Raw genomic sequence first — 23325 nt, forward strand, 5'->3', positions numbered from 1 at the left:
AAAAAAGACCCAGATACGCTATGGATGATGCAACCATCGAAAAGCCGTGGTAAAGGACTGCATAGTCTCAGAAAATACGTTAGCGGCAATTAATCAGTAATTGGAAGAAATAGAAAACTAGGAGGACCAAAAATGACTGAAGAAAAAAAGCAGCTAGACAAAAGAATTGAAGAACTGGAAAAGCTAGTAAAGAAACAGGAAACTCAAATTGATAGATGCAGTCTATCAGTTGAGCTTTTACTGGCTGGTCATCCAAATCAAGCATACAAAGCTTTACAAGGTTATGATTTAGACGGTTTCGAGTATTGATTGGAGGAAGGATATGAACAAAAAGCAACAAGTAGCAATAGAAAGAGGGAAAAAGGACTATTTGGAAACAGGCGATGTTTATAGCGCTGTTAATAACATGATGTTTTATATAGATGCTCCACTGTCTGACAAAGAATGGGCTGCAGCTGTCATTGAATTTTTAACATGGGTCAAAGATCAGGCGGAGTGATTTCACTATTGACAGATATAAACAACTAGGAGGGAATGATATGAGAATAGCTTTCCATCTATTTGATTTAACTGACCAGTCATTTAAAAAAGTTTATTTCAAAAAATGGCATGGAAATGTGCCAGAATTCTCAGATAAAAAGCTTGCACAAGAATACTGGAATGAGCGTCAAGCAGTTGATGACATAAGTCGACTAAAAAAGGCAACATCACAAAGAGCTAGGACGCTGGCAGTTAGATTGGAAGGTAAAATCGAGTGAACAAAAGACAAAAAAAGAAGCTTGCTAAGAAATGGTTAATCAAAGCAGGGTATAGTGCCGATGGGAAAATGTACTGTTTGAATTGTAGCGATAAATTAGATTACAACAACAAATGGCAGATGATGAATGGAGCATGTGATCGCCACTGCTATGGAAAAGCAGTTGGTGTTTACTAGTCCACTATCCACCAAAATAGTCAACTAGCGAAATGAGATAAGTATTAGTTGTGATTTTCAGATTTCTTTAGTTTCATTGCTCGTATTAGATGGACGCAAAAGCTAGCAAAAAATAAAAGCCCTGCAATTTTTGGAATGGCACCAATTGAAGTTAAAAATAAAAAAGCTGCTATAAGGTTTACAAAAGCGGCTAACAGATAAAGGTAGAAACTAGTTTTTCTGTTCAATGTACTCACTCCTTTTGAACAGAATATCATATTTTATTTTTAATGTAAAAAAATAATTAAAAAGAAAGTCTTGAATAAATAATTTCACTATCTACGGAAATAAAAAAAACTACCCTAATAGAGTAGTAACTATGTCACAGATTATCTTTATTAGAATCGGCAATCCCATGTTTAACTGCTAACCTGATGATTCCATAAAGCATAAATCCTATAAAAATATACCAAATAAAAGCTAAAAAAGTTCCCAAAGCAATACCTCCTTTTAGGTATTGTAACATATTTTATATTTTACCAAGTCAGTTATCCGACGAAATAGAAAATATACAAAAAAGCCTGAGACTTATTAGCTAAGACTTTTGAAATAGGATCTTTTATCAAAGAACGACAATCAATCTTTAGTATTATTCAGAATTTCAATTGCTTTAATGCATTTCTCTCTATATACCAATGCATCAGAATAGGTGACTATAATATTAGAAGTATGAATAACATTATTCCGTAGTGTTTTTAATTGCATAAAAAATTTTTTATCTTTAAATGATAAATCATTACTTTTAAAGAAGTCATTAATATTCACAGGCTTACCAGTAAAATTTGTGCTTTTTAGTTTCATATCATCAGTTATTCTTCTTTCGACAGATTGCCAAGAATCCAAAATAGCATAGTCTGGTCTGAGTTTTGCTAGTTCTAAGAATTCATTTTTTGGAGTGAACCATTTCAATACCATTTCTTGGTTAGAAGGGTCAGTAGCTTCTTCATTGATCGAACTTTCTTTATAAATTTCTTCATCTGAATCTTCATTTTTCTGAGGATCATCAACTTTTTTTAAGTCCTCAGTAAACTCTATTGATGCTTGTCCAATTTTGACTGATTTAGTTCTTTTTAAAAAATCTAACAGGAATGGGAGATGTTTAATAATATATTTTCTTTTTTTATAAAGAACAACAAATATGAAAAAAATTAGAAGGGGCCAAATAGTTGATTTAATAATGTCAGAAATAAACTGTAACCAATATGGCGTGTTGTTAAATTGAGCTGATGTAACTGGATGTTCCATGCAGATATCACTCCTTGTTTTTTATCTAAATCATAACATAAAGAAAGTTAAACAGCAGGAAATTCTACAATCGTCAGCGATAAATGAATGGAGGAACATTATGTATCTAATAGGGGCGTTTATTATAACTTGTTTAACTAACATTATTTTCTATCGGTGGTATACAAGTGAAATTGCAAAAGAATTAGAAAAAATAGAAAAAAGAGTAGACAAAAAGCTACTCTTTTTCTGGGAAAATCATTGAACAAAATATATCTCCTAAATCTGTTATCGTTATTGAACCACGAGAGTTAATAATATCAAAATCAATTCCAATAAAATAAGGATGATTCTGAAAATCTTCTATTAACTGATCCTTGGTATCTGAAAATTGCTTTGAATTTTCGAAAATGTCATAAAGTGCGAATTTTTTTTCATCTTTAAGCAGAACTGAAGGAGCGATGTCAATTAGTCCATATGATTGCAAAGTTTTTATAGCTAAGTTCTCATCAACATAATTGTTTTCATCAATTAAGAGTAAATTTTCGATTAGGTCCACACCATCTCCATTAGATTTCTGAACTCTTAATGATTCTGTAGGAATGCCTTTTAAATTATAAAATTCAGAAAGTAGTCTTGCTTCTTTTGTGGTCAATTCAGACAAAATCATAGAAAACCTGGGTGAAGATTGACTGTTTTTTCTATTATCAACTAAACCCGCTAAAAGATTGGCAAAGTATTCACGCATTTCTTCATTTTCAAGTTGGTATCTAGCATCTTCCATTGTTTTCAAAGCCAGACCGAGTTTAGAAATATCTCTATTTTCAGGTGGTATTTCATCAGTATTTGTATTAATTTTGTCAACAAAATCTTGGAAAGATTTTTCGCTTGTAATATTGAGCCTACGTAAAGGTCCCATCACATAGTTAGCAATTCCTCCCAATCCTTCGCCGATAGATTTTGATGCAGGGCCAAAGATATTGGTTATGAGCTCTTTTGGGATAAGTTCAATATTAATTAGGGATTTTTTTTCATCTGACATTTGAGTACCTCTTTTTTTATAAAATTATATCAGCAAAGAAGGTGTAAATCCATGGGTTTAAATTTTAATAATTATACATGTTTTATTTTGAAGAAATCTGTGCTTCTTATATATTCGATTGCATTTAGTTGGCTATCCTATACGATAGTTGACCAGCAAAAACAGATCGTGAAGCTAGAACAGCAGCTGCAGCATGAGCAGATGAAGTACAAGATTATTATCAATGATCCGCTAGTGCGAGATGCGATGGAAAGTGGAGGATAAATGATGGACTTTGCAGTAGCATTTTTTCTCGCAGTCGTAGCGACAGTGGTTGCAAGTGTGATTTTTGGTAAAGAAGACAATGAGGAGGGCAAGTGATTGAGTAAGAATGATTCATTAATCAATGAGCTAGATAGAAAGTTTGCTAACTACCATGCATATAACAAAGAGATTGCTATTCGAAAAGAGGAGCTGAAGCTTCGAGAAGTCGATGAAAATATTGGTGGCGGTCGAAGTAATATCATGAGCAATCCGATTGAGTCACAGGTAATCAAGGAAATGTCTGATCCGTACATTATGAATCGAGAACTGTGGAAAAAGGCAGTCAAAGAAACTCTAAGCGATCAAAGCGCGGAGATAAGACAGTTGATTGAGACAAAATACTGGGGTGAAGATAGCTGGATGGATTGGAAATCTTTCGGAGATAAACACGGATACAGCAAACCAACAATCTATCGGATCCGTCAAAAAGTATTATTCGATTTTGGTAGAAGAATTGGCGAAATCAATTAATTTGAGACAAAAATGTATAGTTGTCTCACTGTCAATAGGTGTAAAATAGTATTATCAGATATCATCCACAAGCAAATGACAGATCACTCTCCTTTCATTAATGCTTAGTTGGTGTTTGTGGGCGATAAATAGATTTTTGCAGTGAGCAAGGCAAATATTTCTCAGTGAGTTAATAGATTTAGAAAGGTTAAAAAAATCTAACTATCAATGGGCGTTTCTTCTTTTCCTGTTATTATAAAAGGAAAAGGAGTTTTTTTATGATATCAAATGATTATCAGGACATTAGAGAGTTTAAGCAATACCTTCAAATCGAAAAGAGAATATCTTCTTGTGGAGAGGGAGAAGTTGAGGTAATGGTTTCTCTTATTGAACAGAACGATAGACTTTCTGTGCCGATATTGATTTTAACAATGGATTCAAATAGGTTTGGTATCGAGATTTTCTGGGATAGAGTAAACATTAGTGATGAACAGGTTAAATCGATGGGTCTGTGGTCAAGGTACAGTACCGGATATAATTATAATTTCAGATTTTCTGATAAGGACAAAACATTAACTATTTTTGATAGCAAAAAGAAAATATTAGTTTTTAAGTAAGAACTTAACGCTCACAATTGTGGGTGTTTTTTTATTGTGGGTAACTTTTTAATATAAGAATAACGTGAGGTGGTAATCATTACTAAATGGACGGAACCGCAGGTCAAGCGATTGTCGGAATTGGCAAATGAAGGACTAACAAATATAGAGATAGCACCTATGTTGTCAGAGGAGTTCGGCAAAGTCTTTTCTTGGCCAAGTGTTAGAAGTAAACGTGCCAGGTTGAAGTTGCCACCGAGTGAAAAGAACATGCGTGTTAAGCAAACTGATAAGTCTAAGAAGAATGTAGTATCTACAGAAATCAAATCAGATGGTACTCAGACAAATCTTATCAAGCTGCGTATGACTGAAGAGCAGTCAAAGAATCCTGATTATGTATTACAAGCACACGGATATGATCCCGAAAACTGGGAACTGGTCCAAGCGACTAACAACATCTGGGAGCAGAACAACCAAGTAGATGGACTTATACAGCTTTATCATCCAAAGATAGTTGTTAAGCCGAGGGCAGCAGTGAGCATCCAAGCGTTGGCTGCAAAATTGTTGCAAAGTACTAAGTCGATTACTATTCAACCAATTATCAAAGGGAAGTGCAATCTAGTCATACCGTTGGCTGACTTGCACTTCCCTATTTTGTCGGAACGAAAGTTTGAAGCCTACCTATCCGATGTATTAGCAATCATAAATAAAGGCTATAAGACAATCGTCATAGAAGTTTTGGGGGACATCTTTCACTCAAACGCTATGAAGGCAAGCCAAACGATCAAAGGTACCCAACTTGAAGATGTGGATATGGTCGAAGCAATTGAGTTGGCTAAAACATTCTTCATTACGCTGATCGATGAATCATTAAGAAAAAGCTCAGAGGTGCGAATTGAATTTGCCAGTGGTAATCACAGTGACTTTGAGTATTTGTTTCTAATGTACTTAGAGACACTCTATCCACAAGTAACGGTAAACAAACACAACCTACCAAGGATCGCATATCAGCTAGACAATGTAGGCATTATGCTCACTCATGGACACTTTGGGAAAAAAGGCGATTATCCTATGCTTTTCGCTACCGAGTTTCGAGACGTATGGAGCAAGAGTAGTTGGCTAGAGATTCACCAAGGGCATTATCACTCAATGGAAGCTCAAAACCTTAAAGGCGTGATTCATCGGCAGTTAGGAACAATAAAACCTAATGATCAGTATGAGTCGGAGAATGGTTACACAATGAACTATAAGAGCACACAGGCCTTTGAGTATTCAGCGGACAAGCTGAAAGTAATCTATGAGTTGGAGTGACTGATATGCATTACTATTACATCCAACTATCAGTAGGAATACTAAGGCATAAGAACATCCGACAAGCGGAGTTGAAACCTAAGCACACATTGCTTGAATGCTATGGCCAGTTTAGTGACGAGTATATCGATAGGCATAGGTTGATATATGTTGGACATGGTTGGAAGAGTGATCCGCATATTGTGCAGAGGTTGCACAGATATTTATAGAAAGGTGGCGGCGTTAATGTGCAGAAATGGGAGTTAGCATACATAGATTATCAAAACGGCATGAAGTACAAAGACATAGCCGCTAAATATGATGTATCTATAAATACAGTTAAGTCTTGGAAGTCTAGAAAGTGGAATGCACCTCCTGAAATAAAGGGTGCAACAAAAAAAGAAAAGGTTGCACACAAAAAAGAGGTGCAACCAGTAATAGATAATGATGATCTTACAGAGCAACAAAAACTGTTTTGCCTTTACTATTTAGAGTGTTTTAACGCTACTAAAGCATATCAGAAATCATACCAATGCGACTATCAGTCCGCCAAAACTGCTGGAAATAGATTGTTGACAAATGTTCACATTAAAAATGAATTGCATCGACTCAAAGCTGAATTGCAAAATGATATGTTTTTAGATGTTAAAGATTTGATTAGCGAGTATGCAAAACAAGCCTTTTCTGATATCACTGATTTTACAGAGTTCGGACAAGAAATAGTTCAGTTCAGTGATGGTAGCGAGGGTCCAGTGTCATTTGTACGATTAAAAGATTCGGATTCGGTTGATGGCACTCTTATTCAAGAAGTGAAAAAAGGCAAGGACGGTGTATCTGTTAAGCTTTACGATAAGCAAAAAGCAATGTCAGAACTTATGAAATATCTTGGTGGAGATCGGTTGCGAGAAGTACAGATTGCTGCAGCTATTGCTAAGAATAAGGATGGCAACGAAGAGTTTGAGATGGAAGACGATGGTTTCTTGGCAGCATTGGAAGCTGAAGGTGAAGAACTATGGCCAGAAGAGTAAAACAGGCAGCATTTAAGTTCAAACCTTTCAGCAAAAAGCAGAAGATGATTCTTACATGGTGGACCAAGAAGTCTGCTGTCAAAGACAAAGATGGAATAATAGCCGATGGCGCTATTCGTTCAGGCAAAACTATTTCAATGTGTTTATCATATGTCATGTGGGCTATGTCAACATTTGACAGTAAGAACCTTGGTATGGCAGGTAAGACAATCGGCTCGTTTCGGCGGAATGTTCTTTTTTGGTTAAAACTCATGCTTCTATCAAGAGGATATCGATACAAAGATCATCGTGCTGACAATATGTTGGAAGTGACTAAAAAAGGCAATACCAATTACTTTTATGTTTTTGGTGGTAAAGATGAACGATCTCAAGACCTGATTCAAGGTATTACATTAGCTGGCATGTTTTTTGATGAAGTAGCACTTATGCCAGAATCCTTTGTAAACCAAGCGACTGGGCGTTGTTCCGAGAAAGGTTCCAAGTTTTGGTTTAACTGCAACCCAGATGGCCCATATCATTGGTTCAAACTGAATTGGATTGACAAGATTAAAGAAAAAAATCTGGTGTATCTTCACTTTACGATGGAAGACAACCTTAGTTTAGATGAATCAATCAAGAAGAGATATCGCAGCATGTATTCAGGAGTCTTCTACAAACGATATATTCTTGGTTTGTGGACAGTTGCTGAAGGCGTTATTTACGATATGTTTGATCAGTCAAAGCATGTCTACAATAAACTAATTGATTTTATTTTTGGCGATAATTATATAAGCGTTGACTACGGTACGCAGAACGCTACCGTGTTTTTATTGTGGCAAAAAGGCAAAGATGGCATTTGGTATTGCGTGAAGGAGTTCTATTATTCTGGACGTGATAGCAAGAAACAAAAAACAGACAGTGAATTTGCTGATGAACTACAGAAGTTTACAGAAAGTATACGAATCAAAGAGGTGATTGTAGATCCGTCTGCTGCTTCTTTTATTGCCGAATTAAAGAAGCGAAACTTCAAAATAAGAAAAGCAAAAAATGATGTGCTAGATGGCATTCGTTTTGTTAGTACTCTCCTTAACGAAGAAAAAATAGCGTTTAATTCCTCTTGTGTGAATACGCTTAAGGAATTTAGTTCATATATATGGGATTCTAAAGCAATGGATCGTGGGGAGGATAAGCCAATAAAGCAAAATGACCACGCAATGGATGCTGTAAGATATTTCGTTTACACGATTATCTTCAAGAGCAATAAAGTTAAAATTACTAATCGTCCTACATGGATGGAATAAAGAAGGTGAAAGAATGGCAATTGCTATTGATCGTGAATTAGCTGGTGATATTAATAACCCTAGTATGGAAGTAATCAATTTCTGCATGGATGAGCATAAGAAAGAAATACCACGGCTAGATATGTTGTTTGATTACTACGAAGGTAAACCGCATAAAATTGGGCAAACGAAGATTCGAACACCACACGATATGGACGAAATATTCGTAAATAACGCCAAATATGTAACGGACATGATGGTCGGATTCACAGTCGGCGCTCCTGTATCTTATGCACCAGCAAAGGATAAAGATATTACACCAGTCACAGAAGCGTTAGAAAAGATGAAAATCAAAAAGCACGATAAGGAATTAGAAAAAGGTTTATCAACAATGGGCATGGGGCTTGAGTTACATTACCTTGCTATTAAACCTGGTACCAAAGGAAACGATGTTCCTGAAACCATACCTAAGATTGCATGGATTGATCCAAGAGGAATGTTTCTTGTTGTTGATGATACTATCGACCGAACGAAACTATTTGCTGTTCGTATGGTTAAAAAGCGGGATTTAAAACGAAGAACATTTTGGGAAATATCAGTTTATACAAAAAAAGGAGTAATCATTTATTACTCAAAAACAAAACATTTGGATAAGACTAGTTTAATAAAGCGAACTCCTAATCCGAAGTTCAAACCACATTACTATAAGGATGTGCCTGTAGTTGAATTTCGGAACAATGAAGAAAAACAAGGCGACTATGAGCAGCAATTGTCCCAAATAGATGGGTACAACGTCTTGCAGACTGATCGTATCAAAGACAAGAAGAACTTTGTCAAAGCGATTATGATTATGTTCGGATTTGGTTTGCCTGACGAAAAACCAGATGAGATAAATGGAACAATGGCCATTGAAGCGCCAGCCAAATCAGATGGTGGAGATTTCCAGTATGCTACGAATACATTCGATGAGACTCAAGTACAGACACTTGCTGATTCTTTGTTAGACGATTTTCACAAGACTACTTATGTTCCTAACCTGAACGACGAGAACTTCGCTGGAACCCAGTCAGGTGAAGCTATGAAGTACAAGTTGTTTGGATTGCTACTTGTGTTATCAATTAAAATTGGATACTTAGAAGATGGAATCATGCAGCGGTTGGAATTGTTGCAAAACATTTTAAATGTAAAAGGCCATAACGTTGATGTCGAAGGAACAACAGTCAAGTTCAAACCTAACTTGCCAATCAACCGATCGGATATCATCAATCAAATCAAGGAGTCACAAGAGTTTATCCCGTTGTTGATTAGCCTGGGATGGTTGGATGACATTGACAATCCGCAAGAAGTAGTTGAAATGTTGAATCAGCAAAAAGAGGAAAATATGAAGCTTCAAGCCAAAGCATTGGGTGTACAAGCTGAAGACAGTCATTCGGAATTGGACAACGAGCCAGGGGAGGGCAAAGAAGATGAATGAAAAGCAGCTAAACGAACTAATGAAGATGAATGAGAACAACCAAACACTTGAGGCCACTTTCTTTGAAATGCAAAAAGGTTTAGATTATATAGCCAAGCAAGGGAAATATTTGTTTGATAAATGTTTAGAAGAGGGATTTAACGAAGAGCAAGCTTTAAAATTTTCTATCAGCATTTTAACTGGTGGGGTGAAATAAGGAGCTGATTAAATGGCTCAAAAGAAACGTAAGCTATCCTACTGGGAGCGCCGCAATGTTGATGCTGAACAAAAGATAAACGATGGCGCAATCAAAGTCGAAGAAGCTGTAGCCAAGGCATACAGACAAGCACAGACCTACTTAACCCAAAAGGTTAGAAAGTTATTCGCTCGCTCTCAGCAACGTTCTGGACTATCTGAGGATGAAGCTAAACGGATACTGAATCAAACAACATCAGTTGAAGAATTAGCAGAATTGAGAAAGCTATCCAAGCAGATTAAAGATCCAGAATTACAATCTTCAGCAAAAAACAGATTGCAAGCATTAGCATTTAAAGAGCGTATCACTCGTGCAGAAGACTTGAAAGCCAAGTCTTTTTTAGTTTCTAAGCAAGTTGCTGATGTTCAGCTAGAAAAGCAGACAGAGTTCTATGTAGATGCTATTCATGAGTCATATCGTGAGGCTACTGCTGAAGCGGTCATTCGTAAGGCGCAAGAGAATGCCAAGAATGGTGTAGTCATAGAGGTGTGGAATAAAAAGGATTATCAGTTCAAAGAATTATCTACCAGGTATACGAAAAACATTCTTGATAGCCATTGGCATGAATCAAATTATTCTAAACGGCTGTGGGGCGATACTGAAGCTTTAGCAGCAAGGTTAGAAGATCTGTTCGCCGTGGAGTCTATGACCGGTATGTCAGAATTTGAAATGGCTAAGGCAATAGCAAATGAGTTTGACCGCTCTATTGGCGTCGCTAGGCGTTTGATACGCACAGAAGCTAATTACATGGCTAACCAAGCAAAACTAAAAGCGTGGCAAAACAACGGCGTAAAAGAGTACATGCTTGTTGCTGTGTTGGATTTGCGAACATCTGAAATTTGTAAGGGTAAAGATCATAAGATCTATCTTGTATCTGAAGCAAAGGTAAACGGTTCTAGCGGAACGTATCCGCCTTTCCATCCTTGGTGCAGAACAATAGCTATCATGTACAGCAAACGCACGCTGAAGCTTCCTAGAAACGCTTTGGATCCTATTAGCGGCAAAATCATTTTGATAAAAGGTGAGACGACCTATAACGATTGGATGAACAAGCTGAAAGAAAAGTATTCTGAAGAAGAAATAGCATTGCAAAAAAAGAAGATAAAAAATGCTACAAAAGATAATGCTGAATACAGAAACTTAAAAAATGTAATAGGGTATAAGAATGCACCTCAGATATTGGATAAGTACCAGGATAGCAAGTATAATAAGGGTAATGAATGGGATGAATTAAGAGATCATTACTTTGTTAAATCTCGTCTGAAAGACGGAAGGTATGGTTCTGTCATAAATACTGACAAGCAAGCACCACATATGAAATCTACAGTTGATAAAGGGAAAAGTTATTTTAATGATGACGTGGATATTCAAGAGTTACTTGATAAGTACGCTGGTACTGGTAATGTTGAAAGGGATAGAAACGGGAGAAGTAACAAAGAAATAGTTTATGCTAAAGAGTTTGAAGGAATAACAGTCAATCAAGGTAATGAAAGTAAAACAAATTACTTTAAGATACATTACTCAAAAAAACGAACACATGTTGTTCCGTATGAAGGGAGAAATCAAGAATGAATCTTCATCAATATCTTGGGAAGAAAATAAAAGTTACATTTACTGACAATAAAGTTCTAAGTGGATTCTGTAATGGTTTCACTGGCAAGCTTGATACTGATGATGAACTTTATGATGAAATTACAATTGAAACTGATAAATATAAATATGTTGGTTTCAACGAAAGTGAAGTAAAGGAAATCGAAATAATTAACTAATAGCGTTTTAACCAATAAAAAGGTTATGTGCTATTTTTGTACATTAAATTAAGAAAATAATCAGATGAAATTTACAGATTTAGACCTTGATGATTGTGGAAGTAGTTCTCTAAATGGACGAATAACCTTCCACTAGGTGCGGAAGGTTATCAAAATAGTAAAGAATAACTGTCTATTTTTAAAAGGTGGTCACTGTAATTCTTTTAGCGAATACTTTTTTAAACCATTCTCAAAAATCAAATAACAAAAATTCGAAGATAATAGACAGAATAGCATTAAACTAAAAGCTTTTACTTGGTTAGTTTCTGTTTCAGGGTATAGCAGAATAATGAAACTAATTACAAGGGTGAAAAATTCAGATGATATGTTTTGAAAGTTTTTGTCTATTAATAAAATCTGTAGTATTTTGTACTTCTTCTTAGCGCTAAAACTTTTTTGAACTCTATATATGATAAAAAATATAATGAGATAAACAAATATCAATTTAAAAAGGTATGGTTTTGCAAAAGCTAACACTCTATCTGAAATAGTTTTTAATTCTGTATTATTTGGCAAGGGTTCACATAAATACAAAAGTGCTGGGGTAAAAAAAGTTATTAAGACTAAAAGAGTATTAAAAACTAATTGTCCAAATTTGTACCAATCGATTTTACGTATGTTAGTTTGCCATTTATATATCAGTAAATACCAAAAAGGGAAATACAAAGAAATGCAAAATGCTATCAAGATTATTGAAAATAAGTAACTCAATGTCAATCTCCTCCAAAAATTTATTTTTAATAACTGATTAACTATATCATAAAAAAGCTTTATGGAACGACCGAAAATTAACTATTGATACTTATAAAAAAGGTAAATATTTAAAATAATGCGTAGTAAGTCACTAGTTTTTTTGTCCAACACTTTGAAGACTTTAAAAGCTAAGTAGAATCTAAAAACGTGTGTGGATTCAAAAAGGAATATCAAAGTAAAAGCACTGTATCTGGGCGAAAGCGTGGATGGGGTGCTTTTTGTTATGCCTGTTTTGAGTGTGCATGGGTAAAGGAGAAAGTTATGAAAGGGAATAAATTGTTAATGAACCAATTTGTAGGACAGGTATGTGTCAATCGTTTGATGAAGATGAAACTGCAGTTCTTTGCTGAAGGCGGCGAAGGTGACGGTACAGATGGTTGCCAAGATGGCGATGAAGGTGATGGAGAAAGCAAACCAATTTCTTTTACCAGCCAATCTGAATTTGATTCTGTTGTTGACAAACGTATTTCTAAAGCTATCGAAAAGGCGCAGGCTAAATGGCAAGAAGAAGCAGATAAAAAAATTAAAGATGCTGAGAAAAAAGGTCAAATGTCTGCCGAAGAAAAAGCACAATACGAGTTGCAACAAGAGCGTGATCAATTAGAAGCCGATCGTGTGGCTCTGAAGCGTGATAAAGACGAAGCGGGTGTAATCAAACGCCTTTCTACTGATAAACTGCCTGATTCGCTATCAACTGTTTTGGCACCATTGTTCGGCGGTGATGAAAAGAATTTGGATGAAGCATATGGCAATGTATCTAAAGCATTCCGTGAAGCAGTTGAGCAAGCAGTTAACATTCGTCTTGCCGGATCAGCTGATAACCCAGCAGGTAATGGTGGCGGTTCAGAAGCAGAATCAATCGGTAGTCAATATGCCAAAAATGCAAACAGTCGTACAAAAGCAGACAATGATAACTTTTGGAAATAAAAAATAGGAGGAAATACAAATGTATGTAAAACCAATCAAAACAGCTGAGCAATTAAACTTCTTAGCTAGCGCAACGTTCCAAAACTTTACCTACCAAGCTGACAAATCTTTTAAAGCTGGTGAAATTTATCCAGCTAATGACGGTACAGCTTTAGGTATTGTATTCAATTCAGTAACTGTAGATGCCGAAACAGGTTCGCAACCAGTAGCAATCCTTGTGGGTGGTTATGTATTGGCTGATCGTTTGCCAGAAGCGCCAACGGATGCTGCCATCATTGCACTGAAGAATATCACCTTCTTAGATGCTGATAAAAAACCAAAAGTAGCCGCTGACAGCGGAGAATAAAAGAAAGCAGGAGGAAATAAGCATGCCAACAATTATGGAATTATTTACACAAAATGAAGTTTTAAGCTATGTTCGTGATCGCGAATATAAACCTTTACTAGGTGAAACACTCTTCCCAGAGCGCAAACAACCGTCTTTGAAATTGGATCAATTAAGCGGTGGTAGCCGTATCCCTATCGCAGCATCTATCCACGACTTCGATACTGAGGCTGAAATCGGTAGCCGTATTGCTAACAAGCAAGAATTAGAACTAAGCTTGATCAAACGCAAAATGCAATTGAAAGAAACAGACATTATTGCATTAGAAAACCCACGTACACCAGCAGAACAAGCGTATCTAGTAGGACAAGTTTACAACGACATCGATCAGTTAGTAGCTGGTGTTCGCGCTCGAGTGGAAGCTATGCGGATGGAAGTATTAGCAGCTGGTCAAGTGACTGTTAAAGAAAACGGATTGAACTTTACACTTGATTACCATGTGCCTGCTGAACACAAAGAAGCTTTGACTGGTACAAACGTATGGACGAATGAAAATTCTGATCCATTGGCTGATATCGAACGTTGGATTGATGCATTGGATACTAAGCCAACTCGTGCATTGACTTCTCGCAAAATCTATCGTGCACTTGCTACCCATCCTAAAATCATTGCAGCAATCTTCGGCAAAGATTCTGGTCGTGTAGTTTCTCAAGCTGATCTGGATGCATTTATGGAAACTCATGGTTATCCAGTGATCCGTACCTACGATGAAAAATACAAAGTACAGGAAGCTAATGGAACATACACTACTAAGAAATACTTCCCAGAAAACAAATTTGCAATGTTCAATGACGACTTGCTGGGAGAAACATTATATGGGCCAACCGCAGAAGAAACTCGTTTGACTCGTGATCCGGCTGTCGATACCAGCTTAGTCGGAAACGTCTTAGCTTCTGTATATGACGAAACTCGTGATCCAGTTGGAACTTGGACAAAAGCTGTTGCAACTGCATTACCTTCATTTGCAGCTGCTGATGAAGTGTTCCAAGCACAACCGATTTAGGTCTAGCTTATGAAGGTAAAAGTTAAAGATACCCCGGTGTTCTATGATGGACACCGGTATAAATCAGGAGAAACACTTCAAATCGACAAGAAGTATTTTAACTCAACTCTCTTTGAAGAAGTACAACAGAAGAAAAAAGCTAACTCAAAGGAGTGATAGCTTATGAACGAACAAAATCAAATTGTCCTAGATAAGCTTGCTGTCGAACTAGGGCGTAAGTTTTCTATCACGGATCCAACGGCCGTAGAAGTTTTGAAAGATGATATCAAAGATGCAATGTATGATGCATTGGATTATTGCAATCGAGATGTACTTGTGGGCAATATGTCGTCTTCTGTTAAAGATTTGTATATCTTTCGCAGAAATACTGAAGGAAACGAAGGAGAAACCGCTCGTACTGAGGGCGGCGTATCTCAATCGTTTGAAATTGGTGTGCCTGCAAAGATCCAATCAAAACTCAATCGCTACAGAGTGGCTAAAGTGAGGTCGTTCAGATGAGACTTAGAGAACGAGACTTGCAAACAGTCTACCTAAAAAAGCGAAAAGTCACTCATGACGAAGAAGCAGAAGAAATAGTCATATACCCGTTTGATCCAATTGAATTACGAATGAACGTGCAAGCAGCAAGCGGCACAGTAAACGTACAAATCTACGGTAGCAAGCTTGAAACAATGAAAGCTTGCAAATATCAAGGCGATACGATTAACGAGGCGCAAAACGAACTAGATGGTGTTTGTGTATATGTTGGCAAAGACGAGGAACCAGACTTCACAATCAAATCTATCCAGACATTTTCGACACACAAGAACATTATGCTAGAAAGGAATGATAATCGTGGGAGTTGAAATCAAAGGACTGGAAAGCTTACATCGAAAAGCCAAAGCACTGCCTCAAATTTTAGATGATGCGATGTGGGATGCGACTTTTGAAATCACCGAGTTGATCAAACAAGTTGCCGAATTGCGGTTATCATCTAGCATGAAATATTCAAGTGGAGAATTATTGGGTAGTTTGAAGAACGAAGTCGTGATCAACGCACAAAACCAAATTGTTGGGCGTGTCTGGTCCGACAAGCAAGAAGCGCTATTTCGTGAAGTTGGTACTGGTCCTGTCGGTGAAGCTAGTCAAAAAGACTTACCAGAAGGATTTACACCAGTTTACTCGCAAACAGCATGGTTTATCCCAGCAAAAGATGTTGCTGTGGATTTGGAAGCTATATACGGTATTCCTCGTGTGACTGTTCAAGGTACAGACTTCTACATTACCAAAGGACAGCCAGCACGACCGTTCTTGTATCCTTCTTTAGTAGATTTGATCGGTGAAGCACCAGAAATCTACAAAGAGCATGTACAACGGAAGTTAAGGGAGTTGAAGTGATGGAACGAGTGAATATGAAGACAGTCACTGTTGAAGTATTACAAGCCGTCACTGACATCAAAAAGATTGCCACGGACTATCCTTCAACTGGGAATACATTCCCATTGGCTATTTATAGGACAGCCAATAAACCACATCAGATTGATTCGTTGGGTAATGAGTTACAAACAGATTGGACAATCACAGTTGAATTATACGGAGACAAAAGCCAGACCAGTATTGCTGAAAGTGTTTTAAGCACATTCGGTAGTATTGGTTTTTCTGGTACCGCTAAAGATGCTAACACGGCTGATCTAAAGCGAATCATCGTTGAAGTAACAGCTGTAGTTGATAATGTTACGAAATATGTTTACAAAAAATAGGAGGAATTACACATGGATTTTGCAGGACTATTATCAAAAGGTACCGTCTTAACCTACAAAGATGGTGCAACAACTAAAACTGTAGCAGCAGTTAAATCTATCCCGGCATTGGGCAGTGACCCAGAAAAAGTTGATGTTACACACTTGGGATCAGAAAAGAAAGCTTATATCAAAGGTATCGAAGATGTAGATAACTTTGAATTTGCGATCGTTTATCAAGGGGACAACTTCCGAGATGTCCATGCATTGGTTGAAACTGGCAAATCTGTGGCTTGGACGATCACATATCCAGACGGATTGAAAGCTGAATTCACTGGCGAGCCTTACTACAAATTTGATGGAGCTGAAGTTAACCAAGCGATTGGGTTTAACTTAGGTATCGTTGTAAGTGACGGTCCAGATATCACACCAGCTCCAGCAAAGTAATTAACCCCGAGTCGGTTTCTTTGTCACCTAAGACATCTACCGCAGTTGCGGGGACTGCATCAAATCGCCAACTTTTGGCAACTGTAGCACCAAGCAATGCTACCAATACGACAGTCGTATACACCATTGCCCCAGCAACCGCAGGTTTAGGTGTATCGAATACTGGCAATATAACTTGGACAGCAAGCGTGCCAGCCGGAACGTATACAACAACAGTTACGACGAACTCAGGAAGTAAAAAAGATACACACGTTTTAACATTAACTGAACCACAAGAAGGTTAGTCGAAAGACTAGCCTTCTTATATTAGGAGGAAAACAATTATGTCAAAAAACAATATCGCACAATTTCCGCACACAACACCATTTGAATTAGGTAACTTAAACCTACAACTTCGGTTAGATGGTAAAGCAATTATTGCAATCGAAAAGAAACTAGATGAAGGAATCATGGGCCTGTTCGTTAAAAAACAAGGTGAAATTAAACTGCCGCCAGCAAATAGCTTGCTGATTGTTTTGCAAGGAGCAAATAAAACGAGCGGTGTTACTGAAAAAGCAATTATCGAAGCTTTTGAACAATATATTGAATCAGGCAAAACAACCATGGATCTATTTGGTGAAATCAATGACTTCTTGGATGAAGCGGGTTTTTTCGGAAAGAAAGAAACGGCGAACGAAGCGACCGATGGGGAATCTTTGGATCAGACGAACAGCGAAGACAGTCTTCTATAAAAAACTTCGATAATCTATCCGAAATGCTTGAATTCATGTACCCACAAGCGGTCGAATCAGGAATCCCTGCCACTGACTACTGGGGAATGACGCTTGAGGAAATTATGATACAAGTTCAAGCCAACAAGAAAATCAAGGAGAATGAGTTAAAAGAAAAAGCATTATTCGACTATTCTCAGCAAAGGTTAGCCGTTTTTGCATTCAATGATCCGAAGAAGTTTCCAAAATTTGAAGATGCTTATCCATTTCTCAAACAAATTGAACAAGCCGTTGAAGAAGCGAAAACGGAGGAAGAAACAAAGCAAGAAGCTATGCAGCGTGAGCAAGAAATGTTCTTGGCCCAAGCGCAGGCTATCAAAGCAACAAGAGAAAGAAGAAAACTCATAGAAGAAAGGTAGGTGAGAAAGCATGGAATTAGAAACACTTGAAGTCTTGTTAGATATCAATACTGCTCGAGTTGAGCAATCCCTAGAGAGTGTATTGCCAAAAATTGAGGGTGCAATGAGTCGAATCCAACAAATGTCCGGTAACTCAATGGATCGCACAGAAAAAAATATGGATATTGAAAAAGGCGCTAGCAATTTCACGAAACAACTAGAAAAAATGAATCAAGCACTTGAAAAGACATTAGCAAACTTCGAGCGATCGACAAAGCAATCGTCTGAAGCTGCTGGCGACAACTTCGCAACCGGGGTGCGCAAAGCACGTCCGAAGGTTACCAAGGAAATAGATGCGATGGTGAATGAGATCAACGCTAAAATGGGACAAGCGAAAGCAGCACAAGAAAAGGTTGCTTATCTGAAATCGCAAAGGCAAACGGCATCCAGTCAAGGAGATACAGGGAAAGTCGTTAAATACGATGAACAAATCGCTCGAGCGCAAGCTCAGATGACAAAATTCCAAGATCAGGCAAAAGGAATGGGTAATACAATCAAGCGTGAATTAGATGCTGTACCGTCTTCCTTGGAAAGTATAACAAAAGGCATGAGCCAAAACGAAGCCCAAATTGAAGCGATGAGAAAACGAATTCGGACGTTGAAGGCGGAGTACAACGACCAACGTGTGCCAACTGGCAGCTTTACATCTGGATTCAAGAGTTATGAAGATACTCCTCAATCACTGAAAACGTCTGGTGAGATTCAAAAACAATCAATCAAGATGAATAAGCTTATAAGTGATAGTGATCGTTTGCAAAAGGAATACGCACAAACAGAAGACAGAGCAGATGCGTTGAGAAAGGCTCTGCAACGAGTTAACTCTGCTTTGGGACAATCATCCATTCAAACAGGCAACGCTTCTAGCGGTGCTAGTATGACGGGGACAGGACTGAAGCAATCTGAGCGAGCTGTTTCTAAATACGGCGGTGTATTCAACCGCATGTCCAATGCTGTTTCACACGGATTCGGGAGCGTCGGAAATGGATTAAGGAACTCTCTTGGATTTATTGTAAAGTTCGGAAGTCTATTTTCTAGTAATTCCAACAAAGTTACAGCTGGAACAAATCGAATGACAGGAAGCACGAATGCTTTTGGTCAGTCAATGAAATATCTGTTACCTTCATTGGTCGTTTATCAGCTGTTAGGTGGCGCAATTACCAAACTAGCTAGCGGTATGATGTCAGCGTTGAAAACGAACGATCAATTCAGCGATTCGTTGAATCAGATTAAAGTCAATCTTATGACGGCATTCTATCCAATATACACGGCAATCTTACCAGCGTTGAATGCGTTAATGAGTACAGTAGCCCAACTCACGGGGCAGCTTGCTTCATTTATTGCAATGTTATTCGGGACAACCTATGATGCAGCAAAACAAGGCGCTAGTGGATTGTATGACAATATCCAAGCGCTAAACGATACTGGGTCTTCTGCAAATAAAGCCAATGAGAAAGTGAAGAAGCTACAAAAATCTCTCATGGGATTTGACCAAATCAACAAGTTGACAATGGATACGGATAATGAAAAGAAGGAAGATTCTACAACTCCTGGCATTGATTTTGGTTCAGCGACAGGCACTTATTCAACGCCTAAATGGATGAAAGACATCCAAAACTTGTTGAAGGATTTCTTCAAGCCTTTCCAAGATGCATGGAAAAATCAAGGACAACGAGTGATCGATGCTTGGAAGTATGCATTAGGTGAGGTAATAGCTTTGGCTTCTGCTATCGGCAAGTCATTTATGGAAGTTTGGACAAACGGAACGGGTCAATTATTTATTGAAAATATCCTGATTTTATTAGCAGATGTGCTTGGCATAATTGGCGATATTGCTGGTGCGTTCAGACGTGCATGGGAAGATGATGGGCGAGGAACAAGGCTGATTCAATCGTTCTTTGATATGTGGAATCGAATTCTTGAATTACTTCATGAAGTTGCTGTTGCTTTTCGAAACGCGTGGAACGATGGGCGTGGAGAAAGTGTAGCTGCCAATATTCTTGAAATCTATACGAATATCTTCAACACGATCGGCAACATTGCTGAGCAACTTAAAAAGGCGTGGAAAGAAGGAAGAGTTGGAGAATCAATCTTCGGAACAATACTCGATGCAGTAGATGATTTGTTAGGTAATATCAACAGTATGACCAAAGCCACAGAAGAATGGGCAAAAAACCTTGATTTCACGCCATTACTTAAAGCGATCGATGGATTATTCAAATCGATTCGTCCTATCCTGAAAAATGTTGGCGATGGACTTGAGTGGTTGTATAAAAACGTTCTACTACCTTTGACAAGCTTTTTCATTGAAGACTATGTGCCTAAGTATTTTGATATGTTCTCAGCAGCATTGAAGGTCTTGAACCAAGTGATTGAGATTTTCAAACCAATCTTTAAATGGTTCTGGGACGTCGTTATTGTTCCTCTTAGTCAAGTGGCTAAATTCCTGATTATTGGACAAATTGAACTTTTGACAAAAGGGTTAGAATTTCTTGCTGGTGTGTTAGAAAAAGTTGCTAACGCAGTTAAGAATCCTAAAAAAGCGATTGGTGAACTTAAAGATGTTATCGATGATCGCTTTGGCAAAATAATGAAGACTGTTTCAGATACTTGGGGCAATGTCCAAAAATGGACCAGTGACACTTGGAATAATGCTAAGAAAACAGTTGCTGAGAAAGCTTCTGATATCTGGAATAATGTTAGCGGTCGATGGAGTGACATCAAAAAGAATACAAAGGAAACTTGGGATACTTTTTCCACAGATGTATCAAACAAAGCAAGAACAGCAAAAGATAATGCATCAAACCGATTACAAGAACTTCGGAATAACGTTTCTGATCGATGGAATAATGTCAAAAATAATACCGTTGATAAATGGAATGAAATTCGTGATAAGGTTTCAACTTCAGCTAATTCAGCTAAAGAAAAAGCAAGTACTGCATTTAGTAATTTAAAAACGAGCATGAGTGGCTCGTTTGATACTATGAAGACAAATGCTTCTGAAGCGTTCGGAAAGATTACCGGTTGGGCTAATGAACTAGGAGAAAAAATAGGGAAAGGGCTTGGCAATGGCGCTAAGAAAGTTAAAGAAGGAGCAGGTAAAATTTTCAATGGCATGGTCGGCGTTATCGGAAAAGGTGTCAATGGTGTTATCAGCGGTATCAACTGGGTACTAAGTAAAGTCGGAGCAGGAGACAGCGCTCTGAAGAAATGGACCATTCCTACTTATGCTAAAGGTACCGGCTATCATCCGGGCGGACCCGCTTTAGTAAATGATGGGTTAGGATCTAATTATCAAGAAGCTTACCGGACACCTGATGGACGTACTGGTATCTTTCCAGCGCAAAGAAATCTGATGGTTAACCTTCCAAAAGGAACATCCGTCTTGAGTGGTCCAAAGACTGCCGCAATGTATGGTGTACCAGCATACGCAAATGGGGTAGGCGAATGGCTAAAAGAGAAATGGGATGGCGCAAAAGAGATTGCATCGGATATTTGGTCTTATGCATCAAATCCTAAGAAGCTTTTGAATGCAGCAATTTCTAAATTCGTTAATTTGAAAGGCGCTGTTGAACCAGCTCTATCAATGGCGAAAGGTTCTGTTGGAACGATCGCAGAAGGTTCTTATGAATGGTTTAAATCGAAGTTCGATGCAGGATATGAAGCACAAAATAGTTCGTTTGATGGATCAATGGGAAGTTGGGGTGTTTACAAATACCTATATGATATCGCTAGAAAAACCGTTGATCGATATCCTGGTATGAGAATCACTTCTGGCTTTAGACCAGGTGATCCACATTCCCATGGGAAGTATCAAGCGATTGACGTTGCGTATCCAGCAAGTATGAACGGATCTTCGAAATACTTTGCCCCAGCGAACTGGGTGTTTGATAACTTTGCCTCAAAAGTAGCTTACGTTATCACCCAAGGTAAAGTTCGAGATCGCAAAGGAATGTCTGGTACTGGATCGAGTGGTAGTTGGGTAAGATGGCCACAGAATGACCACTACGACCATTTGCATATCAACGGCTCACTCGGAGCAAGCGACATTGACAAGAATGCTTCTTTTGGTGCATCTGGAGGTGCAGCAGCTGGTAAGTATGGTTCATCAGTAGAAAGATGGCGATCGACTGTCAATAGCGCATTGAACAAATTAGGCATTTACTCACTAGCCAATGCAAATCGCACGCTTTACCAAATGAAGACTGAATCAAATGGTAATCCTAACGCTATCAATAATTGGGATATCAACGCTAAGAACGGAACCCCTTCTAAAGGATTGATGCAGGTCATTGATCCAACCTTTAGAGCATATGCAAGAAGCCCGTACAACAAAAATATTTGGGATCCAATGTCTAATATTTTGGCTTCTATGAGATATGCACTCAGTCGTTACGGGTCGCTTGCGTCAGCGTACAGAGGTGTGGGCTATGAGAATGGCGGACTAGTTACCCAAGACGGTTTATATCGTATGGGAGAAGGCAACAAGAAAGAGATGGTTATCCCTCTTGAGAAACCGAAACGTGCTGCTGAATTGATCCAACAAGCTGTTGAGTATCTTGGACTTGATATGTTCAATTCAAGCATAATGTTGCCAGAAATGTTCCAAACACCAACATTCACACCGTCGAATAGTACGTTTAGTAACAATAACCAAATGAATTATGAAGGTGGCGGCATGAAAGACTTCACTTCATCTATAGTAACAACATTGATGAATGCTATTTCTGCATTGGGTGCTACACCAACACAAGCGCCAAATGGCGATATTGTCATTAATATTGGCGGTAAAGAATTCGGTCGTATTGCAGTGAAAGAAATCAACAAATACCATCAGCAGCTTGGTTATACAGAATTAAACATTTAGGAGGATTGATCTGATGGCTGGATATTTGAAAATTAATGGAGTTACGATCAAGACTCCTAAAAAGTTTACTGCGGGTATACAAGCAGTTGATGGTGATTCTGGTCGTAATGCGAAAGGCGATATGACTCGTGATTATATCACTACAAAACGAAAAGTGGACCTTGAATGGGGCGCCTTAACGGATGCGGAGATTTCACCAATTTTAAAAGCGGTGATGTCTCCTTTTTTTGAAGTCACTTATCCCGATCCGATGGAAGGCAACATTATTACGAAAACATTCTATGTCGGCGATCGATCAGCTCCAGCATATTCCTGGCATGACAAATTGCCTAAATGGGAAGGGTTAACGATGAGTTTTATTGAAAGGTAGGTGAGGTA

The 23325-nt window shown here is 38.0% G+C and carries 28 protein-coding genes; 26 read left to right on the forward strand and 2 right to left on the reverse strand.

The features are described 5' to 3' along the window. The first annotated feature begins 132 nt into the window (after positions 1 to 132). The 3 genes from ACTW1R_RS03870 to ACTW1R_RS03880 are packed head-to-tail and all read left to right on the forward strand — an operon-like array spanning position 133 to position 758. Positions 133 to 309: a hypothetical protein gene (locus ACTW1R_RS03870; protein ID WP_489927423.1), complete on the forward strand. Its 177-nt coding sequence runs from the start codon at positions 133 to 135 to the stop codon at positions 307 to 309. 13 nt (positions 310 to 322) lie between these two features. After that, entirely contained in the window at positions 323 to 499 is a 177-nt protein-coding gene (locus ACTW1R_RS03875) for a hypothetical protein (RefSeq protein WP_489927424.1), read from the forward strand. Between the two features lie 40 nt (positions 500 to 539). Beyond that, entirely contained in the window at positions 540 to 758 is a 219-nt protein-coding gene (locus ACTW1R_RS03880; protein ID WP_489927425.1) for a hypothetical protein, read from the forward strand. A 791-nt stretch (positions 759 to 1549) separates the two neighbouring features. Here ACTW1R_RS03880 and ACTW1R_RS03885 read toward each other — a convergent pair. Both ACTW1R_RS03885 and ACTW1R_RS03890 read right to left on the reverse strand, forming a co-directional pair. After that, entirely contained in the window at positions 1550 to 2218 is a 669-nt protein-coding gene (locus ACTW1R_RS03885; RefSeq protein ID WP_489927426.1) for a hypothetical protein, read from the reverse strand. A 217-nt stretch (positions 2219 to 2435) separates the two neighbouring features. Then, entirely contained in the window at positions 2436 to 3239 is an 804-nt protein-coding gene (locus ACTW1R_RS03890) for a DUF4393 domain-containing protein (protein ID WP_489927427.1), read from the reverse strand. Positions 3240 to 3290: 51 nt separating this feature from the next. Here ACTW1R_RS03890 and ACTW1R_RS03895 point away from each other — a divergent pair, with 51 nt between their 5' ends. The 23 genes from ACTW1R_RS03895 (at position 3291) to ACTW1R_RS04005 (ending at position 23317) form a co-directional block, all read left to right on the forward strand. Then, a complete protein-coding gene (locus ACTW1R_RS03895; protein WP_489927428.1) occupies positions 3291 to 3503 on the forward strand; it encodes a hypothetical protein in 213 nt (70 codons plus the stop codon). Positions 3504 to 3599: 96 nt separating this feature from the next. Continuing rightward, positions 3600 to 4013 (forward strand): DUF722 domain-containing protein, encoded by a 414-nt coding sequence (locus ACTW1R_RS03900; RefSeq protein WP_244733442.1) that lies wholly within the window; start codon positions 3600 to 3602, stop codon positions 4011 to 4013. A 257-nt stretch (positions 4014 to 4270) separates the two neighbouring features. Then, positions 4271 to 4609, forward strand: a complete 339-nt coding sequence (locus ACTW1R_RS03905) for a hypothetical protein (protein ID WP_244733444.1) — start codon at positions 4271 to 4273, stop codon at positions 4607 to 4609. Between the two features lie 69 nt (positions 4610 to 4678). Next, a complete protein-coding gene (locus tag ACTW1R_RS03910) occupies positions 4679 to 5899 on the forward strand; it encodes a helix-turn-helix domain-containing protein (RefSeq protein WP_489927429.1) in 1221 nt (406 codons plus the stop codon). 227 nt (positions 5900 to 6126) lie between these two features. Next, positions 6127 to 6906, forward strand: coding sequence for a terminase small subunit (locus ACTW1R_RS03915; protein WP_489927430.1), 780 nt, complete (start codon positions 6127 to 6129; stop codon positions 6904 to 6906). Next, positions 6891 to 8186 carry a PBSX family phage terminase large subunit gene (locus ACTW1R_RS03920; RefSeq protein WP_489927431.1) on the forward strand — a complete coding sequence of 432 codons (1296 nt, stop codon included), beginning with the start codon at positions 6891 to 6893 and terminating at the stop codon, positions 8184 to 8186. The genes ACTW1R_RS03915 and ACTW1R_RS03920 overlap by 16 nt, the downstream gene beginning before the upstream one ends. A 13-nt stretch (positions 8187 to 8199) precedes the next feature. Further along, the gene (locus ACTW1R_RS03925) at positions 8200 to 9639 is read left to right on the forward strand and encodes a phage portal protein (RefSeq protein WP_167823126.1); all 1440 of its coding nucleotides are present in this window, start codon (positions 8200 to 8202) and stop codon (positions 9637 to 9639) included. Next, positions 9632 to 9835: a hypothetical protein gene (locus ACTW1R_RS03930; RefSeq protein WP_086317145.1), complete on the forward strand. Its 204-nt coding sequence runs from the start codon at positions 9632 to 9634 to the stop codon at positions 9833 to 9835. Before ACTW1R_RS03925 ends, ACTW1R_RS03930 begins: the two co-directional genes overlap by 8 nt. A 12-nt stretch (positions 9836 to 9847) precedes the next feature. Continuing rightward, a complete protein-coding gene (locus ACTW1R_RS03935; protein WP_489927432.1) occupies positions 9848 to 11446 on the forward strand; it encodes a polymorphic toxin type 50 domain-containing protein in 1599 nt (532 codons plus the stop codon). Beyond that, positions 11443 to 11643, forward strand: a complete 201-nt coding sequence (locus ACTW1R_RS03940) for a hypothetical protein (protein ID WP_489927433.1) — start codon at positions 11443 to 11445, stop codon at positions 11641 to 11643. Before ACTW1R_RS03935 ends, ACTW1R_RS03940 begins: the two co-directional genes overlap by 4 nt. 1053 nt (positions 11644 to 12696) lie before the next feature. Continuing rightward, positions 12697 to 13362, forward strand: coding sequence for a DUF4355 domain-containing protein (locus ACTW1R_RS03945; RefSeq protein WP_489927434.1), 666 nt, complete (start codon positions 12697 to 12699; stop codon positions 13360 to 13362). A gap of 19 nt (positions 13363 to 13381) precedes the next feature. Next, positions 13382 to 13708, forward strand: a complete 327-nt coding sequence (locus tag ACTW1R_RS03950; RefSeq protein ID WP_489927435.1) for a hypothetical protein — start codon at positions 13382 to 13384, stop codon at positions 13706 to 13708. Between the two features lie 22 nt (positions 13709 to 13730). Continuing rightward, positions 13731 to 14750, forward strand: a complete 1020-nt coding sequence (locus ACTW1R_RS03955) for a major capsid protein (RefSeq protein ID WP_252704441.1) — start codon at positions 13731 to 13733, stop codon at positions 14748 to 14750. A 162-nt stretch (positions 14751 to 14912) separates the two neighbouring features. After that, complete coding sequence (locus tag ACTW1R_RS03960) at positions 14913 to 15248, forward strand: phage head-tail connector protein (protein WP_086317159.1); 336 nt, start codon at positions 14913 to 14915, stop codon at positions 15246 to 15248. After that, complete coding sequence (locus ACTW1R_RS03965) at positions 15245 to 15595, forward strand: hypothetical protein (RefSeq protein ID WP_489927436.1); 351 nt, start codon at positions 15245 to 15247, stop codon at positions 15593 to 15595. Before ACTW1R_RS03960 ends, ACTW1R_RS03965 begins: the two co-directional genes overlap by 4 nt. Then, positions 15585 to 16127 (forward strand): HK97 gp10 family phage protein, encoded by a 543-nt coding sequence (locus tag ACTW1R_RS03970; protein ID WP_489927437.1) that lies wholly within the window; start codon positions 15585 to 15587, stop codon positions 16125 to 16127. Before ACTW1R_RS03965 ends, ACTW1R_RS03970 begins: the two co-directional genes overlap by 11 nt. Beyond that, positions 16127 to 16489 (forward strand): hypothetical protein, encoded by a 363-nt coding sequence (locus ACTW1R_RS03975; RefSeq protein WP_489927438.1) that lies wholly within the window; start codon positions 16127 to 16129, stop codon positions 16487 to 16489. The genes ACTW1R_RS03970 and ACTW1R_RS03975 overlap by 1 nt, the downstream gene beginning before the upstream one ends. 12 nt (positions 16490 to 16501) lie before the next feature. Continuing rightward, positions 16502 to 16915 carry a phage tail protein gene (locus ACTW1R_RS03980; RefSeq protein WP_489927439.1) on the forward strand — a complete coding sequence of 138 codons (414 nt, stop codon included), beginning with the start codon at positions 16502 to 16504 and terminating at the stop codon, positions 16913 to 16915. A gap of 20 nt (positions 16916 to 16935) precedes the next feature. Then, positions 16936 to 17199 (forward strand): phage tail protein, encoded by a 264-nt coding sequence (locus ACTW1R_RS03985; protein ID WP_489927440.1) that lies wholly within the window; start codon positions 16936 to 16938, stop codon positions 17197 to 17199. 39 nt (positions 17200 to 17238) lie between these two features. After that, positions 17239 to 17646 carry a DUF6096 family protein gene (locus ACTW1R_RS03990; protein WP_429961135.1) on the forward strand — a complete coding sequence of 136 codons (408 nt, stop codon included), beginning with the start codon at positions 17239 to 17241 and terminating at the stop codon, positions 17644 to 17646. Positions 17647 to 17669: 23 nt separating this feature from the next. Beyond that, positions 17670 to 18044: a hypothetical protein gene (locus ACTW1R_RS03995; protein ID WP_489927441.1), complete on the forward strand. Its 375-nt coding sequence runs from the start codon at positions 17670 to 17672 to the stop codon at positions 18042 to 18044. A 10-nt stretch (positions 18045 to 18054) separates the two neighbouring features. Beyond that, positions 18055 to 22947, forward strand: a complete 4893-nt coding sequence (locus ACTW1R_RS04000) for a transglycosylase SLT domain-containing protein (protein WP_489927442.1) — start codon at positions 18055 to 18057, stop codon at positions 22945 to 22947. A 13-nt stretch (positions 22948 to 22960) separates the two neighbouring features. Next, entirely contained in the window at positions 22961 to 23317 is a 357-nt protein-coding gene (locus tag ACTW1R_RS04005) for a DUF6711 family protein (RefSeq protein ID WP_489927443.1), read from the forward strand. Positions 23318 to 23325 lie beyond the last annotated feature (8 nt).

This window comes from Enterococcus sp. R12, assembly GCF_058135755.1.

Bases quoted from the DNA above. Each gene is read 5' to 3' on its own strand.
- ACTW1R_RS03870 (WP_489927423.1), top strand. From the start codon at position 133: ATGACTGAAGAAAAAAAGCAGCTAGACAAAAGAATTGAAGAACTGGAA.
- ACTW1R_RS03875 (WP_489927424.1), top strand. From the start codon at position 323: ATGAACAAAAAGCAACAAGTAGCAATAGAAAGAGGGAAAAAGGACTAT.
- ACTW1R_RS03880 (WP_489927425.1), top strand. From the start codon at position 540: ATGAGAATAGCTTTCCATCTATTTGATTTAACTGACCAGTCATTTAAA.
- ACTW1R_RS03885 (WP_489927426.1), bottom strand. From the start codon at position 2,218: ATGGAACATCCAGTTACATCAGCTCAATTTAACAACACGCCATATTGG.
- ACTW1R_RS03890 (WP_489927427.1), bottom strand. From the start codon at position 3,239: ATGTCAGATGAAAAAAAATCCCTAATTAATATTGAACTTATCCCAAAA.
- ACTW1R_RS03895 (WP_489927428.1), top strand. From the start codon at position 3,291: ATGGGTTTAAATTTTAATAATTATACATGTTTTATTTTGAAGAAATCT.
- ACTW1R_RS03905 (WP_244733444.1), top strand. From the start codon at position 4,271: ATGATATCAAATGATTATCAGGACATTAGAGAGTTTAAGCAATACCTT.
- ACTW1R_RS03920 (WP_489927431.1), top strand. From the start codon at position 6,891: ATGGCCAGAAGAGTAAAACAGGCAGCATTTAAGTTCAAACCTTTCAGC.
- ACTW1R_RS03925 (WP_167823126.1), top strand. From the start codon at position 8,200: ATGGCAATTGCTATTGATCGTGAATTAGCTGGTGATATTAATAACCCT.
- ACTW1R_RS03930 (WP_086317145.1), top strand. From the start codon at position 9,632: ATGAATGAAAAGCAGCTAAACGAACTAATGAAGATGAATGAGAACAAC.
- ACTW1R_RS03935 (WP_489927432.1), top strand. From the start codon at position 9,848: ATGGCTCAAAAGAAACGTAAGCTATCCTACTGGGAGCGCCGCAATGTT.
- ACTW1R_RS03940 (WP_489927433.1), top strand. From the start codon at position 11,443: ATGAATCTTCATCAATATCTTGGGAAGAAAATAAAAGTTACATTTACT.
- ACTW1R_RS03945 (WP_489927434.1), top strand. From the start codon at position 12,697: ATGAAAGGGAATAAATTGTTAATGAACCAATTTGTAGGACAGGTATGT.
- ACTW1R_RS03950 (WP_489927435.1), top strand. From the start codon at position 13,382: ATGTATGTAAAACCAATCAAAACAGCTGAGCAATTAAACTTCTTAGCT.
- ACTW1R_RS03955 (WP_252704441.1), top strand. From the start codon at position 13,731: ATGCCAACAATTATGGAATTATTTACACAAAATGAAGTTTTAAGCTAT.
- ACTW1R_RS03960 (WP_086317159.1), top strand. From the start codon at position 14,913: ATGAACGAACAAAATCAAATTGTCCTAGATAAGCTTGCTGTCGAACTA.
- ACTW1R_RS03965 (WP_489927436.1), top strand. From the start codon at position 15,245: ATGAGACTTAGAGAACGAGACTTGCAAACAGTCTACCTAAAAAAGCGA.
- ACTW1R_RS03975 (WP_489927438.1), top strand. From the start codon at position 16,127: ATGGAACGAGTGAATATGAAGACAGTCACTGTTGAAGTATTACAAGCC.
- ACTW1R_RS03980 (WP_489927439.1), top strand. From the start codon at position 16,502: ATGGATTTTGCAGGACTATTATCAAAAGGTACCGTCTTAACCTACAAA.
- ACTW1R_RS03990 (WP_429961135.1), top strand. From the start codon at position 17,239: ATGTCAAAAAACAATATCGCACAATTTCCGCACACAACACCATTTGAA.
- ACTW1R_RS03995 (WP_489927441.1), top strand. From the start codon at position 17,670: ATGCTTGAATTCATGTACCCACAAGCGGTCGAATCAGGAATCCCTGCC.
- ACTW1R_RS04000 (WP_489927442.1), top strand. From the start codon at position 18,055: ATGGAATTAGAAACACTTGAAGTCTTGTTAGATATCAATACTGCTCGA.
- ACTW1R_RS04005 (WP_489927443.1), top strand. From the start codon at position 22,961: ATGGCTGGATATTTGAAAATTAATGGAGTTACGATCAAGACTCCTAAA.